At 35.7% G+C, this 17,895-nt stretch carries 11 protein-coding genes; 3 read left to right on the top strand and 8 right to left on the bottom strand.

The annotated features are described in order from the left end of the window. Positions 1-17: 17 nt before the first annotated feature. Together AC6BKE_RS20695 and AC6BKE_RS20700 are read right to left on the bottom strand one after the other, a co-directional pair. Complete coding sequence (locus AC6BKE_RS20695; RefSeq protein WP_271910116.1) at positions 18-1,751, bottom strand: ABC transporter ATP-binding protein; 1,734 nt, start codon at positions 1,749-1,751, stop codon at positions 18-20. Beyond that, positions 1,748-3,490 carry an ABC transporter ATP-binding protein gene (locus AC6BKE_RS20700; RefSeq protein ID WP_499857905.1) on the bottom strand — a complete coding sequence of 581 codons (1,743 nt, stop codon included), beginning with the start codon at positions 3,488-3,490 and terminating at the stop codon, positions 1,748-1,750. The genes AC6BKE_RS20695 and AC6BKE_RS20700 overlap by 4 nt, the downstream gene beginning before the upstream one ends. A gap of 719 nt (positions 3,491-4,209) precedes the next feature. Between AC6BKE_RS20700 and crcB (AC6BKE_RS20705) the strand changes: the two genes are divergently transcribed. From crcB (AC6BKE_RS20705) to AC6BKE_RS20715, 3 genes are read left to right on the top strand one after another with little or no spacing between them, the layout of a single operon-like run. Further along, positions 4,210-4,572 carry a fluoride efflux transporter CrcB gene (crcB, locus tag AC6BKE_RS20705; RefSeq protein WP_342543938.1) on the top strand — a complete coding sequence of 121 codons (363 nt, stop codon included), beginning with the start codon at positions 4,210-4,212 and terminating at the stop codon, positions 4,570-4,572. Further along, the gene (crcB, locus tag AC6BKE_RS20710; RefSeq protein WP_499857906.1) at positions 4,569-4,898 is read left to right on the top strand and encodes a fluoride efflux transporter CrcB; all 330 of its coding nucleotides are present in this window, start codon (positions 4,569-4,571) and stop codon (positions 4,896-4,898) included. The genes crcB (AC6BKE_RS20705) and crcB (AC6BKE_RS20710) overlap by 4 nt, the downstream gene beginning before the upstream one ends. Before the next feature lie 14 nt (positions 4,899-4,912). Continuing rightward, a complete protein-coding gene (locus AC6BKE_RS20715; RefSeq protein ID WP_036120563.1) occupies positions 4,913-5,260 on the top strand; it encodes a hypothetical protein in 348 nt (115 codons plus the stop codon). 324 nt (positions 5,261-5,584) lie between these two features. On the opposite strand, the gene AC6BKE_RS20720 is transcribed toward AC6BKE_RS20715, so the two are convergent. The 6 genes from AC6BKE_RS20720 to fabD are packed head-to-tail and all read right to left on the bottom strand — an operon-like array spanning position 5,585 to position 17,880. Beyond that, positions 5,585-6,340 carry a class I SAM-dependent methyltransferase gene (locus tag AC6BKE_RS20720; RefSeq protein ID WP_342543939.1) on the bottom strand — a complete coding sequence of 252 codons (756 nt, stop codon included), beginning with the start codon at positions 6,338-6,340 and terminating at the stop codon, positions 5,585-5,587. Positions 6,341-6,361: 21 nt separating this feature from the next. Continuing rightward, on the bottom strand, positions 6,362-7,747 hold the full coding sequence (gene kamA, locus AC6BKE_RS20725) for a lysine 2,3-aminomutase (RefSeq protein ID WP_499857908.1): 1,386 nt from the start codon (positions 7,745-7,747) through the stop codon (positions 6,362-6,364). Continuing rightward, positions 7,737-8,525, bottom strand: a complete 789-nt coding sequence (locus AC6BKE_RS20730) for a thioesterase II family protein (protein ID WP_499858330.1) — start codon at positions 8,523-8,525, stop codon at positions 7,737-7,739. Before AC6BKE_RS20730 ends, kamA begins: the two co-directional genes overlap by 11 nt. A 2-nt stretch (positions 8,526-8,527) precedes the next feature. Continuing rightward, positions 8,528-11,725: a condensation domain-containing protein gene (locus tag AC6BKE_RS20735; protein ID WP_499857910.1), complete on the bottom strand. Its 3,198-nt coding sequence runs from the start codon at positions 11,723-11,725 to the stop codon at positions 8,528-8,530. Between the two features lie 22 nt (positions 11,726-11,747). Then, positions 11,748-16,604, bottom strand: coding sequence for an amino acid adenylation domain-containing protein (locus AC6BKE_RS20740; RefSeq protein ID WP_499857913.1), 4,857 nt, complete (start codon positions 16,602-16,604; stop codon positions 11,748-11,750). A 22-nt stretch (positions 16,605-16,626) separates the two neighbouring features. Then, positions 16,627-17,880 (bottom strand): ACP S-malonyltransferase, encoded by a 1,254-nt coding sequence (gene fabD / locus AC6BKE_RS20745; protein WP_342503701.1) that lies wholly within the window; start codon positions 17,878-17,880, stop codon positions 16,627-16,629. Positions 17,881-17,895 lie beyond the last annotated feature (15 nt).

A 17,895-nucleotide genomic window follows, 5' to 3' on the forward strand; every position in this document is an offset into this window, starting at 1 on the left:
GGGGCTTTCCATAGATTTTATTGTAAGGAATTCGCTTGCATTTGATACATTTTGTTATAAATACCGCCAAGTGCTAGCAGTTCATCATGCGTGCCATTCTCTATAATTTGTCCTCGATCAAGTACAAGGATACGATCGGCATTTTTAATCGTAGACAGTCGATGGGCAATAATAAATGTTGTTCGTCCTTTTTTCAGGACATCCATTGCATGCTGAATAATTTCTTCCGTTTCCGTATCAATATTCGATGTCGCTTCATCTAAAATTAAAATCGCTGGATCGAAGGCAAGTGCCCGCGCAAACGAAATCAGCTGACGTTGCCCTGAAGATAACGTACTACCCTTCTCAATCACTGGCTCATCATAACCATTAGGTAAGTTCGATAAAACCCGTTCGCCTCCTACAGCATTTAAAGAAGCTTCTATTTTTTCGGATGATATATTAGGGTTGTTTAAGCCGACATTTGAAGCAATCGTACCTGTAAATAAGTAAGGATCCTGTAGCACTATTCCCATATGTTCACGCATCGTTTGACGAGGAACAGAGGTGATATCAATGCCATCAATGGTAATTTTGCCTTTTGATGGGTCATAGAAGCGGAATAACAAGTTCATAATGGAACTTTTTCCAGAGCCCGTATGACCAACTAAGGCAATCGTTTCACCTTGATGTGCCTCAAATGATAGGTTTTTCAGCACGTATTCATTGTCTTTATAAGCAAAGGAAACATCCTCGAAAACGACATTGCCTTTATATCGTGGGAGGCTTTTTTCAGAGACAGGCTCACCGTCTGTATCTAGCACCTCGAAAACACGTTTCCCAGCAATTAGAGAACGCTCAAGCTGAGAAAATTGGTTCACGATGTTCGTAATTGGATTAAATAGCTTTGTTAAATAATCGACAAACGCATACAAAGTACCCGCTGAAACCACTTGGGTTGCTGTAAATGATTGCGTACCAAAATAGAAAATAAAGACCGTAAACATAATTAGTCTTAACGTATTCACAAGGTTAAAGGATGTGGCTGAATCGAGCACTAATAGCTTACGTTCGTATGCATAATGCTCATTATTCATGTCATCAAATTCCTTCGTCATTTGCTGCTCACGACGGAATGCCTGAATAATGGTCATGCCTTGAATGGATTCATTAATCATGGCATTAATGTCAGCGATTTTTGTACGAATGACATCATTATACTTTGAGGCAAATTTTCGATACAAAATCATCCATACGTAAACAATAGGAATCATCGTTAAAGCTAGCATTGCCATTTTCCAGTTTAAAATAAAGAGTGCGATATATACACCAATGATGGAAATAAAGCTCGTAACAAAATTGGATAGCACCTGTACATATAAATTACGCACCGCTTCTGTATCATTTGTTACACGCGCAACAATTTTACCTGCTGGTAAATTATCGAAATACTGAATTGGTAAAGTTTGAATATGCTCAAAAACATCCTTACGTAATTTTTGAATGACGCGGTTTGCACCAATTTGTAAATAGATATACATAAAATAGCGTAATATAGCCGTTGCAATGGCTAACAGTAAATAAACGAGTAGTAGCCATGTAATCGGTTTGATTTCAATATGACCAATTGTCATGTAATTATCAATAATATGCTTGGCAATAAATGGCCCAACAAGCTCCGTAAATACGGCGATTGTAAGGAAGAATAAGCCTAGTAATATCGGCTTTTTAAAATGCATCGCATAGCGTGTTAAACGTTGACTCGTACTCATGAGGCACCCCCTTCTAGCTGCTGACGGTCAAATTGCTCTTTATACCATCCTTGTTGCGAAAGAAGTTCCTCATGTGTTCCCTGCTCTACGATTTGTCCATCATCCAACACGATGATAACATCCGCATGCTGAATACCAGATAGGCGATGCGTAGTAATAATCGTCGTTTTCCCATGACGTTCACGCTGAATATTTTCAATAATTCTTGCCTCTGTCTTGGCATCGACAGCCGAAAGCGAATCATCAAGCATTAAAATTTCAGGATCTTTAATCAGTGCACGAGCAATAGATACACGTTGTTTTTGACCGCCTGAAAGAGATACACCTTTTTCCCCAACAAGTGTTTCAAGGCCCATTGGTAAATTTTCTAAATCTTTTTCAAAATATGCGGCACGAATCGCCTGCTGTAATTCAGCTTGTGTCGCATCTTCTTTCCCAAATAATATATTTTCACGAATAGTACGTGAGAATAGCACATGATCTTGCGGCACATAGCCTATCCAATCAAGAATCTGCTCCTTAGTTTGAGAGGTGATGTCGATACCGTCAATGGAAAGCTGCCCCTGTCCGATTGGATACTCTCGCAATAATTGGCGAAGGAAGGTTGTTTTTCCCGCACCCGTCTTGCCGACAATGCCCAGCGTTTGACCTTTTTTCAGGGCAAGTGAAATTTGCCGTAAGTTTTTCACCTGACTCATTGGATATTGGAATGTTAAAGCATCAAAACCAATTGCATTAGGTGTCGCAATCATTTGTGGATTCGGAATATTTTGAACATCCGCATCATAGTTCAATGTTTCCTGCACACGATCCAGTGAGGCATTCCCTTGCTGCATAACATTGATGAGCTCTCCAATCGCAAAGATTGGCCAAACCGCTAATCCTAAATACACATTAAATGTGACCAGTTGCCCAACCGTCATTGCCTCTATCGCCACTAAATGAGCCCCGTAACCGAGTGCTACAACATAGCTAATACCTGTTCCGACTTTCGTAATCGGGCCGAATAATGCATTAATTTTAGCTGTATGAATATTTTTGGCATACACAATCTCACTCATATCCGCAAAATTAGCCTCATCCTTTTTTTCCTGCACATAGGCGCGCACCACTCGAACTCCAGCAACAGATTCCAGTACACTATCGTTCAGCTCACCAAAAGCGTCTTGAGCCTTCATATAGCGTTCATGAACAATTTTACCTAAATATTGTATGAGGATGGCCATAATAGGAACTGGTAACATCGCAAAAAATGTGAGCTTCCATGAAATCATATAGCCCATCGCAAAAATGATAAAGCCCATATAAATCGTTGAATCAATCAACGTCATAATGCCAAAACCAGCTGTCATGGATACGGCATTTAAGTCATTTGTTGCTCGTGCCATTAAATCCCCTGTACGGTTTTTCTCATAAAACGTTGGGGTCATGCGTAAAAAATGCTGCATTAAATTTCGACGTAATATTTTCTCAAGGTTTATAGCTCCTTCAAATAGTCGGAATTGCCACACAAAATTTAATAGATAGCCCCCAATAATAATCCCAATAAAAATGAATACATATTTTGTTAAAATAGCTGGTGTCATTTCTCCTGCAGTCAATAAATCGATAATGGAGCCTAATAAATATGGAGGAATGACCTCTAATCCACTGGCAATCATGAGTACCACAATGGCAACCGTATATTGCTTCCAGTATTTTTTAAAGAACCAGCCTAATTTACTTAACACATCAAACATACATTATAACCTTCTTTCTTCCATGCTGTTGTGGATGACTACCCACTTTCTAGAAATTCCTTTTTGAAAATCATTCGTTGTACTGTGTTTCTCATATACATACACTCCTTTTTAGTATTCACTACAACCTTTTTGGCATGAAAAAAGACACATACCCTAAAAAGAGCATGTGTCTCTTATAAAAGGCAGGATTGAACCCATACCTTTTTATGCAATCTTAAATAAGCGTTAGGCATGGACAATGTATGTAACTGTAATTGAATTTGATACTAATAAAATTAACATTGTCATGCCCTCCCTTGGTTTATTTGTTATAGTGTTCTTGAAGATTATCACACTATAGAAATATTTGTCAACTATCACCCTGTTATTTTTTTATCATTTTCAGGAAATAGTTAGTGCTTTAAAGCGTTGAATTATTGAAAAGAACCAAAAGGAAAGCATAGGCATAAGTGGTTGATTGACTTTAACATTACAGTAAATGTTAGGTCGCTTATATTGACCAAAAGGATGAAATGAACAAAAAGGATAGAGAGAAAGAAGGCTCCTTCACAAGATTCAAGCACTCAAGGCTTGTTTCTTTTACAAAGCTATTGGTCATAACAAAACGATTATTACACGAAATCATTTTATAGGAAGGCTAACAGAAGAAATATTTCTAAAATTTTCATCTCATGATACACTTTCAATATAGTCATTTTTAGTAAGGGGTCTTTACGTTGAAGACATTTTTAGCAGTTAGCATCGGCGGATTTTTTGGCGCAATCAGTCGATATGGTCTTAATCTGATTTGGCCAAGCACAAACGGTTTCCCTTATACAACACTTTGTATAAATATAGTTGGATGCTTTTGCTTAGCATGGCTTTTCACCACTTTTATAAAACGCACACCGATTGTAGTAGGACTTGGGACTGGTTTTTGTGGTGCTTTTACTACTTTTTCGACATTTTCCTTAGAGACACTGCTCCTCCTTGAAAATAATGAGTGGCTACAGGCTGTACTTTATGTTGCCGTAAGTGTTTTAGGAGGACTAGCAGGTGCATGGCTGGGGATACGACTTGCAAGGGGGCGCATGGTATGATTTTGGTCGGAATTGGGGGAATTTTTGGCGCTTTGTCAAGATTCTATTTAGGAAAATTACTTGCACATCCATATCCATGGGCAACTTTTATCATTAATTGTACAGGCTCCTTTGCACTTGGTTTTTTATTCGCCCTGCATGTCAGTGACTGGTTGTGGCAGTTGATAGGCATAGGCTTTTTAGGAGCCTACACGACATTCTCTACGTTTGGGTTTGAAACACTACAGCTTATAGAGCAACAAAAATGGAGACAAGCCATTAGCTATATTGCCAGTACCTTGCTAGTTGGAATTCTATTTGCTGCTATCGGTTATCTTGTTGTGTAAAGAGGTGATATGTATTGACACAACCATCAAATGAGCAACTCCAAGAACTTGAAGCTGAAATAGAACAAACACTCTATTCACTTATTGAGCTAGAATTAGAAGAAAATTATGCCGCAATGAATACACAATTTGCCTATTTACTAGCAAAGATTCAGGCAGCACGGCTAATTGATTACAAGCTGGATGTCCTCGTAGAACCTCAAGCTTATACAACGGAAACTTGTATTCTGCTACAAAGCTTAATTGAGGCCAAGACGAGGACAAATAAAAGGCATAGATTATTAACACACCGTATGATTTTAAAAATATGGTTACGTAAAAATCAACGATTCATGAGGGAATTTTTACCTCAAATGTTTTAGGCGCCTCCTAGTTTTATAAGGGCGCCTCTTTTAAATGTATACGTTCTTTTCCAAATAAAGTTGTCTGTTGTAAAATATCTAAATTAATATAGACGTTTTTCCTTCTATCATCATGGGCAGTTTTGGTTGACGGGATATACCTCAAGACTCGCCCCACCGCATGCTGTTGCCCTTAACCTACTGAAAATAGGAAGTACCCTACTACTTTCAGCAGAAAAGGAAAAAGTTCGATTTGGAAAACGAATCGTTCTCCAATCGAACTTTTAAGGGCTTTAAGAACAACCTTTTTTTATGTTGAGGTTCTATAAAAGTCGTTATTAACTGCTATTTTTTTATAGCTTCATACGTAAATACCTCTGAACCATTTGTTGGATATTTATTATACTCATAATCCGCAGAAATCGTAACATCTTTAAATCCAATATCTTGTAAAATTGCTCGAAACTCTTCTACTCCATACCACTTTAATGGGAAAACTTCTAACTCAGTGTCAATTAGTTTCGTATTTTGCCATTTCTGATATTTATTGTGAGTAATAGTAAATTGATTAATGTAGTCCACATCTACCAATACTTCTTCCAACGTTATAGAGTCACCGTCTTGATTCTTTAATATTCTAGTTGAAACATAACCCTTCTCAAACGACTCAGGAAGAAAAGTATCTACTATTAAACGGCCTCCATCCTCTAGGTGATCATAAAAACACTTTAAGGCTTTTAAAGAATCTTCTCTTTGATGCAATAATAGGAATGAGCCAGTCGGAATAATAATCGCCTCATATTTTTGTTCCAAAGAAAAATTGCACATATTTAATGAATATAGATTTGGTGAAAGCTCTCTTTCTGCACAATTTTTTTTGCATAATTGTAACATGTCATCAGAAAGGTCGAAACCTTCAATATTTAGCCCTTTATGCAATAAAGGTATTAAGATACGCCCATTACCAACAGCAGGCTCTAATATCTTTCCCTTAACGCCTTCTAACCTTTCTGAATAATACTCTACATCGCCAAATGTTTTACCAATATATTTATCTATATCATATAATTCTGTAGATAAACTACCATAAAAACTTACCATCTCTAGTCTCCTATCTAGCATTTATTTATTTATTTTCTGTGCTTGTACTATTTTCTTTTGTTTTAAAAGATCTCTATTTTCTCTTTTATCCTTTAATGTCTCCGCCCCCTCTTCTTTATATCTTTCTCTTAATTTATATCGCGGAAGATTTGCAGGTACTAAGCTTTTCGAAGGTTCAGCCTCTAAAAGCTTTGAAACGCCTGTTGATTCGTATGATTTTAAATCATACACTTCAGAGAAGTAACTATCGGCTGTATCTGATTCATAGTGCTTTATCTCTGGATAAGAAGAAATAACCCCTTCATAATTTCTTAAAACGACTTTCTCAGGACTGTGAGAAATTATATAATTTGGCTGTAAAGCTATCTTCCCACCTCCGTTTGGTGCGTCTACTACGAATGTTGGTACAGCATAACCAGAAGTATGTCCTCTTAAAGATTCAATTATTTCCAATCCTTTAGAAATAGGCGCTCTAAAATGGCTAATCCCTTCAGACAGATCACACTGATAAATATAGTATGGTCTAACCCGGATTTTAACTAAATCATGTACTAATTTTTTCATTATTGGCACGCTATCATTTATGCCTGTCAGAATAACAGATTGATTCCCAACTGGAACCCCCACATTGACCAATTTCTCACAGGCTTCTTTCGCTTCATCGGTTAATTCTATCGATGTATTGAAGTGTGTATTTAGCCATACAGGATGATATTTCTTTAAAATCGTACACAAATCATCTGTTATTCTTTGAGGAAATACTACTGGTGCTCTAGTACCAATTCGAATGATTTCAACATGCGGTATGTCTCTTAAACTGCTTAAAATATATTCGAGAATTTTGTCATTAATTAATAAGGCATCTCCGCCCGATAATAAAACATCTCTGACTTCTTTATTATTCCTAATATAATCAATAGCTCTATCAAGCTGCTTTTTAGGTACTGCCATCCCCACCTGTCCAGAAAACCTTCTTCTTGTACAATATCTACAATACATGGAGCATTGATTGGTTACCAAGAACAATACTCTATCAGGATACCTATGAGTTATACCTGGTACAGGAGAATCTTCATCTTCATCCAACGGATCTTCTAGATCATAGTGACTCTTCATAATTTCAGCAGATAATGGAACAGATTGCATGCGTATTGGACATCGTACATCATCTGGATTCATTAAAGATGCATAATAAGGAGTTATATTCAAAGGTATCGTTTGTAGAGAAATTTTCACTCCTTCTTCTTCTTCAGCAGTTAAGTTTACAACTTTCTTTAAATCATCTAACGTTTTAATAGTGTTCGTTAATTGCCAATGCCAGTCATCCCATTGCTCTTGGGTAATATCTTTCCAAAGTTCAATTTCCCTATAATGTCTTCTTTCACCTGGTTTAAGTTTAGTCTGCATGAATCACCTCTCCTTTGATGTTGGTATAAATAGTCATGAGTTCCTTTGTCAATTCTTTCGCAGGCTCCTCATTCTCATTTAAGTAAAAATGACCACCATTAAAATACTTACACTTATAGTCATTGAGCGTCATTTTCTCCCATAGCTTCACTTCCTCATCAGGAACTGCTGAATCTTGTGCACCTAGCCAAAGTTCCATTGGATAGTTGATAAATGCTTTGTCATCGAATTTAAATGTATCAAGTAAATGAAAATCTCTGCCTGTAACATCAACGATTGAATTAAACAGCTTCGAGTCAGACTCAAGCTCATTTGGCACTCCACCTAGCCTTCTAATATCTGCTATGACACTTTCCCTCGTTCGCCTCGTAAACGGAGCTTCAGGATGCGTCGCATTATTAGATACAGTTATAGGGGACCTAGCAGCTGAAATGATTAATTTTTGAATATATTGACTTTTATCATCCAGTAAACTTGATAAAGCATAGACAAATAGTCCACCTAAACTATGACCAAATAAAACGGCTGGGCGATCAATATAATGAAATACTGTTTTAAAAAGATATTCTTTTGCCTCACAAAATGTTGATAGAAACGGTAAATCATTAGTCATTCCTCTACCAGGTAATTCGAACAAACATACTTCTATATCTTCAGATAAATCTCTCACTAAAGGAACCATCGAAAGTGCCGAACCTCCAGCATGATGAAAACATAGCAATTTTAATTTTGCATGTGGATTTGGGTTATATACTAGATATCCTTTTTCTTGTTTCATCTTCACAATCTATGACCACCTATTATTTTCATAGCTTCCTCCACTGAAAGCTCGCCTTGTTTCACTTTTTCAAGTACTTCAATTTTGCTGTAAGATGGAACAGTACTTTCTTGGATAGGCACAGCTTCTTTTCTAGCCGTAATTTCTTCTACAAACCGATTAATCGTTGGATATCTGAAAAGATCACCAACTACAAACTCATACGAAGGCAACACTTTTCTAAGTAAGTTATATAATTTCAGTACAATTAAAGAATGGCCACCTTGATCGAATAGGCTACGATTCAACTGTACCTTTTTTCCTAAAACTACTTCCCATGTCTCTCTTACAATATCAACCATATCTCCTGACATTGAGATAGTCGATGTATCGGTTAACTGATTAAGTAATTCTTCAGCTTGTTTCCTTAGCAAAACTCTATCAATCTTGCCATTCGTATTGCGGGGTAGCCTTTCTAAAGGAACAATAATATTCGGAATAGCAAAATCCGGAAGTATCTTAGAGATACTACTATTAATGGTCTCAATACTTTGGTCTGTTCCACTTATAAAGGCAATTAAAGTATTTTCACCGTTATTACTTGGAAGACAGATAACAAAACATTCCATACCTGGTTGAAGGGATAATAACGCGTTCTCTACTTCTCCTAATTCTAATCGATAGCCTCGAATTTTTACTTGCTGATCACTGCGCCCATAAAATTCAATCACTCCATTAGCGTTCAACCTAACTAAATCACCAGTCCGGAAGTAGTTAACATCATTCAGAGTATAACTATTTGAGGTAACTAAACCCTCCTCGGTTACATAGCCTTTTGTTACTTGTTTCCCTCCAATGTGTAGTTCACCTATCATGCCAGGGGCTACCGAATTACCTGATTTATCAACAATTCTCACCATTGTTCCTGGTAATGGTTTACCTATTGGACAAAGTCCGGATTTAGAACTGTCATGATTGTTATTACACGTATAAACTAGAGACTCAATTGTACATTCACTTAGACCATAACCATTGTAAAAATTGACGCCGTCCCAAAGCATGTCACATATTTCATTCTTTTCTTCAAGTCTGAACGTATCAGCACCTACCACTATCGTTTTTAAATCTTTTAAGATAATATTTACCTCATTTAAATAGTGAATAAATTCCCTTACTAAAACAGGTGTTGACTCCAAAAACGAAATTTTATATTTAGCTGCCATTTCTGCTAAATATGCCATATCAATTCTTTTATCTTCCTCGCAAACGAACAAGCAGCCATTCGTTGACCATGCCTTCAGCAAATCACCTAAAAAAACATCGGATGTCCAACTCCCTAGTTGAAGAACATGTTGTTCACTAGAAAGGTCATAAAATTGTTTCCAGCTTTGGATTAGTTGTAACAACCCTTCTGCTTTCAATGAAACGATTTTAGGTTCCCCTGTACTACCAGAAGTAGAAATATAATATGCCACATCTTCCGAATTAAATCTGTAAGCCTCGCTCATCATTTCTTTCTCATCCATACTACGTTCAATAATGGTTGGAATGTTATCTAGGAATAATGATGTTTTTGGCTGCAATATGTCTAATGTACGTTTAGTCCTTGCTTCAGGTATACTCGTATCAATAGCACACCATGCCGCACCTATTGTCCAAGCAGCAAAAATACCGATTGCTGTTTCAATACTTTTCTTTCCTACCAGTGCAACTGTATCCCCGCTCTGTACTCCTTCTTCGAGCAGTTGATTTGCCACAATATTGCTATATCTTTTGACATCACGATAACTTAAATTTCTTTGACCATCTGAAATGGCTAAGGAATCATCCCTATGGTCTCCTAAAATGGATTGAATTGAAAAATTTTCAGACGTAGTAGAAAATTCTGTCGTCAAAACATTTTTTAAATATAGCTCTTCGCCTTGTGTTAAGTTAATATTTTGGACCAACATATTATTATAGTTATCTATATTTTCAAATATATACTCAAGTGAATCTAGAAGTCTTAGAAGCTCCGTTTTCTCATAACGTTGTTGATCCCAACCTAATCGTAAGCATATGGAGTCTTGCGTAATATCAAATGTTACCGATAATGGATCAGAGCTTGTTCCATATTGGTGAACCAAATCACCATTCTTTTTATTATTTAAAGTTCCCTTGAAATTTTGGAAAATAACAGAGGTTTTAAAGATTTCTGTATCTCCAGACACCCCACCAAACTGTAATAATTTAGAATACGGAACTCCGCTGTTTTCAGAAACATCTTGCAGATGATCCATTGTCTGTAGACATACTTCTTTTAATGTTAGTTCATCTTCTATATCTATTTTGACGGGTAATGTGTTTATAAGCATTCCATTCATATCACTCGACTCTATTAATTGATATGGTCTTAATGCAAAAGTCGATCCTACGTATAGCTTATTCGTATGTTGATATCGATTGATTAACACGCCCCATATTGTTAAAGCAATACTTGAAGTTGTAACTCTATTCTTTATGCTATAGGCATGAAGATTTTCTGCCGCTCTCTTGCTTAACTCTTTATCGATATACATGAATAATGGCTTTTGAGTAATATGTTGTGACTTTTCTATAGCTAATGTTTCGGCTTCAGCTAAATCACTTAATACATTTCCCCAATATTTTTCCAGTCCTTTTTGATACATTGGATCACTAATATAATGTAAATAAGGTTCTATATCTGGACGAATGGCTAATGAAGTGACATCCTTATTTAACAGCTTAAAGAAATCTTCAAGTGTTTGAGCAATTGACCAACCATCCATAATGATATGATGATGCACCCATACTAATAAGTTTTTAGATGGTTTCCAATTTTGAATAAGATAAAATTGTTGCGTCTTATTCAGCATCTTTTGCTGTAGCCTACCAATCTCACTTTTAAACCAATTCTCTATATTCATAAATTCATCTTGAATCCTTAAATAATTAACCTCGACTACATTGATGTCTTCTACATTGTTTTGAATAATTTGGATTGGTTCTATCTCTTGCTGCCACTCAAATTTTGTTCTTAATGCTGGGTTGGCTTTGGCAGTATTTAACCAAGCATCTTGAATCTCTTCGAATGTAAATGAATTAGGAATTTCATAAGATAAAATTTGCCAATATGCATCTGATGTTGGGTCCTTTAACGTTTCCATTAACATAACTAGCTGCAATGGTGTTAACGCGAGTTTCTTATCATTTTGTAGCATTCTATACTAACCTCCTTCCATATTATTTAAGTATGAGAGACATTTCTGATACCGTCGGGTGCTTCAAAAAGTCTTTCGGAGTAATGTCAATACCATTGGTACGCAATTTAGATACTATTTGAAGAGATTTAATGGAATCTCCACCGATTTCAAAAAAGTTATCATCAATACCTATTTCATTAACCTTTAGTACTTCAGCCCATATTTCTACAATTGATTTTTCCAGTTCAGTTGTTGGCTCCCTGAAATTATTTTGAGCACCATCGGAAAGGTATTGTGAAGCTTCTAAGCTAAGTAGTTTTCTGTCTCTTTTTCCGCTAGATGTTAATGGTAATCTATCTAACTCAACGAACATTGATGGGATATACGTTGCCGGTAAATCTTTAGAGACAGCTTTTTTCAAGTCATTTCTACTTAGACTATCTTTTAAATTTAAAGTGTAGAAGCAAACTAAACATGGTTTGTTATTTTGATCATTCCCTAATACTACCGCTGCATCATTAACTTGTGGTTGCTGTATTACACACGCTTCGATTTCTTCTATCTCAATCCTTACACCGTTTACCTTAACTTGTGAATCCTTTCTTCCTAGAAAATCTAAACTGCCATTCGCTGAAATTTTTACCAAATCACCAGATTTGTAAAAGGTTTTACCATTTCGCTCTACAAAAGCTTTACTTGTTTCTATTTCATCCTTGAAATAACCTTTTGCTAAAGAAGGCCCTCCAATCATTAATTCACCTGGAAAACCTTTTGGAACTGGTAGCCCAGCTTCATCGACAACTTCTATTTCTACATAAGGTAATGGAAAACCAATATTATAGTGATCTTTTGTTACCTGTTGAACAGTAACTTCAATCCCTGCCTCAGTTGGACCATATAAATTGAATGCTTCGACTTGTGGTAACAACTCATTTATTTTTTTAGCTAATGGAGCTGGCAGAGCTTCCCCACTTAAATGAAGATATTTTAATGGTAAATTGTAATCTTTTTGAGAGTCCATTTCATTGAGCATTAATTGCAACACAGAAGGGACAAAATGACACAAGTCAATTGACTTATCACTAATAAAATTCAATAAACCTAAAGGATCCCGATGCAAGTCTTTAGGAGCAACAACTAACGTAGCACCTGTACAAAGGGTATAAAATATTTCCCAAACAGATACATCAAATGTATATGGCGTTTTAAACAATGTTTTATTACCAGGTTTAATCTTATTTTGGTTTTTTTGCCATTCAATGCGTAAAGAAGCCCCTAAATGTGGACATACTACACCTTTCGGCTCACCCGTCGATCCAGAAGTAAACATAAGATATGCTGAATCATGGACAGAGACACTCCTCATTGCTTTTATATTATTTTTAACGCTATTTTTTTCTAAAGTATTTACAATTTCCCATTCTCCATAGGGTATTTCATCTATTGTATTTACCATTAAAACTTTTGGATTTAATCTCGCTAATAATTTCTGTGTTCTTGCTATAGGATGCTCCGTATCTAAAGGCACATATACTGCGCCTGCCTTCAGAACACCTAGTATTACTGCGATGACATCAATTCCCCTGTCCATATAAATAGGCACATAATCACCTTTTGCAATACCCATTGATAGCAGTAATGAAGCATATTTTTCTGCTTCTTGATTGAGTTGTTCATATGTTAAAGCTCTATCCAGCTCTTGAATGGCAATATAATCCTTATATTTTCTCGCTGCCTCTTCAAATTGACAGTGTAGTGGCTTAGCCTTTTGTATTAGTCCTCCATTATCGTTAGCGGATATAATGGAACCTTTTGTAAATGCAGAACTCCACAAATTATCTGGTTCATTAATTAATGAAGCAAGTAATCTAAAATAATTCTTCGCCAACAATTGAATCTCTATTTCTGTGAAATGAGCAAATGAATATTCTATATGTCCTTTTACTTCTCCGTTCTCCACATTGAAGAAACAACTTAAAGGAAATCTTGATCCACCAGTATCTTGCTCGATAAAACTTGTGTTGATATTCTTTAAATCCATTTCAAGATTCACTTTAAGACTGAATGTATTATTTACTACATCAAAATACTCTCTTTTATCAATGTTAGCCGCAATATCAACAATAGAGAAATCTCCATGAGCAATATTTTCATGTACAGTGTTACTGATTTCATGCAGGAGCTCTTTAAAGGAGGCATTTTTATTTAATGAAAGCGTTAAAGGAACTAAATTAACAAACATGCCAACATCATTTAAATTTTCATTTGTCCTACCATGATAAGGAACTCCTATCGTTATTGTGTCCTGCATACAATATTTTGCTAAATTTAGTGCCCAAGCAGTAAGTAATATTGTAAACTGACTCAATTTCATCTCCTGTGAAAATTGATCAATTTTTTTACCTAGCCCTCTATTGCTTTCAATCTCAAAAATCTTTCCAATTCTTATATATTCTTCGGATTTCTCTCGAATAGGCAGTTGAGCGAGTTTAAATGTCTTAGATTGCTCAACCCAAAAATCCTTTAAATTTTGATCCTTTGATTTATTAACCAATTTATTTATATTATTATATAAATTTTCAGAACTACTTGATTTGATGTCATCTCTAGTAATTTCCTCATTATAAACTTTAGCTATATTTTGAAGTATATTTTTTAAAGATAAGCCATCACATACAATATGATGAGAGACAAGTACAAAAACGGCTCCAGCATTCTCTGTATGAATGACTGCCCCTCTAAACAATACATCGCTCTCTAACTGGAAAGGTTGATTATAAATTGTCTTTGCAAGTGAGCGTGCCTCCTCCATATTTTTCACCTGTAAGATTTGAATGTGATGATCCACGTGCTCTGCTATCTCATCTATATTTCTAATTTTTTGTTCAATTCCATAGGAGGCATTTTCTCTAAAATTCACAAAAAAGGCAGCATTTTTCTTAATGTTATGCACAAAGGCACTATAAAACTTACGTTCATCGAAAAGACCGTTAATATGAAAAGTAGCACCTACATTATAAAATGGATTTCCTTCATTTGTTTTCCATAAATACCAAAGCCCTTTCTGCATACTCGTTGCAGGGAACCACTCGTTTTTATTATATACAGTAGGTTCATTGTTTGTTGATAGGGCTGGTAAAGTAGAAAGAATATCCAATAAATTACATGGTTTTCTCTGTTGCTGTACTTGCCATGGTAAACAATCAACATGAAACGCTTTTGACACTTTCACAGCAATTTCTGCCGCATCTAAGGAATTTCCTCCAACTTCAAACAAATCTGTTTGTGATGAGCATTTTAAGTCTAAGGTAGAAGAAAAAATATCAATAATCTTCTGCAAAGACTCACTTATATTCGTTGAAGATTCACTTAATTGTTTTCTGTTGAAATAGTCAATATGCTGTTTGTTCAACAATTCTCGATCTATTTTCCCGTTTCTAGTCAACGGTAAATGTTTATGAAAAATAAGTTGAACTGGTATCATATTGTTAGGCAGCTTGTCTTTTAAATAGCTAAATAATTCGAGTTCTGAAATAGAGGATTCCTCTTCTAATACAATGGATGCTGTCAATAGCGTATTTGAAGCTATATGTATTGGTAATGCTATAGCTTGACTTACTCTATTATGTTTTTGAAGAGTACTCTCTATATCCCCTAATTCAATTCTCACTCCATTAATGCTTAATTGAAAATCTTCCCTACCATGGAAATGGAACTTCCCTTGAAGATCTCTGCTGACGACATCCCCAGTGTTGTAGGCTCTTACATTTTCACCGTCAATGTCTAACTGTTTAAATTTTTCATTTGTCTCATGCGGCAAATTAATATATTCTCTTGCTAATCCCTCACCAGATATCCATAATGTTCCTTTTCTATCAACTTCATGAATGATTTGTAAATTTCGATCTAAAATAAAACACTTTACATAAGGTAAAGCAGAGCCTATATGAGGTAGCTTTTTCGCCTTACCATCCGCTCTCTCCACAATTCCAGAAGTACTTACAACAGTCCCTTCACTTGGTCCATAATTGTTTACTACATGAAAAGGTAAATCTTTTGAAGGGTACTTTGTTAGTTTATCTCCCCCTACCAAAAGATATTTTAAAGCTACATGACTATGATCCCAGCCGAGTTCCATTAGTCGCTCTGCAATTGGCGTAGATACAAATGAATGCGTTACTTGATGCTTTATCCAAGTATTTTTTAATAGCTCTGGGTTCAGTCTTTCATCTTTTGTCGTCATATAAATAGATGCTCTTGAAGCTATTGCTCCCCAAATCTCCCATATGGAAGCGTCGAATCCAGGTGAAGAGGTTAAAGATACTATTGAATCTTTTGTCACATCAAACGTTTTTGTATGCCAATCGATTAATCGATTTAAAGATTGCCACTCAACGACTACACCCTTAGGTTTGCCTGTAGTACCTGATGTAAAGACAATATAAGCAGCTGATTTTACAGAAAAATGAATATTTATGTTAATTTCTTTATGATCCAAGTTAAAATGTTGAAGAGCATCATCAAGCTTAAAAGTGATCTGATCTTGAAAAGCATTTGCCTTATAAATATCCTGATGCGTAATTATTATGCTAGGTTTGATATCGTCAATGATGTTGTCGATTCTGTCCTTTGGTGTCTCTGGATCGATACAAACAATAACCCCACCAGCAATAAATGTGGATAAATGTGCAACAAGAAGAGCTGGTGACCTTCTAAGAACAATCAAAACATTTTGTTCAGCACCCGGTTTAATCCCCTTCTCTTGCATTGCGGTTGCTAATTTAAACGCTTTATTAGCCAGTTGTTTTAAACTGTATTTATTTTGATTGAACCATAAGCTTTGTTCGTCATAGTAATTGATTTCTTCACTAAAAAAACTTTCATAGAAATTTGACATTCTATTACCCCAATCTAACAAATTATTTAGAAGCATTAATTTTTAGATATTTAGAATATAAATTTGGATTTGCGATTGATAATTTTAGAAATTCCAGTGTTTCATTTTTAGGAAACCCTTTATGCATTAAAATGGAAAAAAATTGTTGAGATAAACTTGCAACTCTGTGAGATTCCACTGTCATTTGTTTGCTCTCTTTCATCTCTTTTAATTCCTGTTTAATGATCTGATAGGGAGAATGGATTTCTTTCTCAAAGTCCTGCTTATCGATTTTTTCTTTAAAAGGAGTCCCAATAATAACTCTTAAACACGCTTGTAAAAAGTGGATAGTTTCTTCTACTTTGAATGTATTTTCATTAAGATTATTTAAAATAGAATGGATGCCATTTTTCTCGTTAACCGGTATTGCCCGATAGTCAGGATATTCCATCTTCATAATATCCGTTAGAATCGTTTTAGGACCCATCTCAATAAATGTGCCAACGTCTTTATTAATGAGTACGTCCATAACTTTTGGCCATCTCACACTTTCCGTAAGTTGTCTACTTAATTGATCTGCTATTTCGTCAGCCCTACTATATAGTTGACCTGAAGCACAGGAAAATATAGGATATCGACAATCATTCATCTGTGTTTGTTGCAGAGCTGCTTGAAATCTTTTTTCTGCTGGCTTCATGAGTCTACTATGAGCAGGAACACTAACAGGTAATATCTTTGTAACCGCTCCCTTTTTCTGTAACTCAATAGAGGCCTGCTCCAATGCATTTTTATGACCACTTAGTACGATTTGATTTGTCGAATTAAAATTTGCAACAGTTACATGATTATTGTCAGTATCTATTCTTTGACATACTGCCTCTACTTCTTCTCCAATAAGTCCAAAACAAACAACCATACCACCATCTTGAGTACATTCACTCATAGCAGTTGCACGAAGCTTTACTAATTCAACTGCCTTGGCAAAAGGGATTCCGTCGGCAGCAACTACTGCCGACAGTTCACCTAGACTATGTCCAGTTAAATAGAGTTGTTTTACATCATTATTTTTTTTAAATATCTCCCAGCAGGCAATGCTATAAACTAGAATTGCAGGCTGAACTATTACCGTATTACGAAGTTCTCCATTGTTATTTTCACATGCTTTCAATAAATCATAGCCTAATATATCGCTAGCCTCATTATACAGATCACGAGCTATTTGATAATTTTTGTATAATTCTTGTCCCATAGAATCGTATTGTGAACCTTGACCCGGAAATACAATTGCAGTGTTCAAACGATATCCCTCCCA

The organism is Lysinibacillus sp. COL-1, assembly GCF_059814265.1.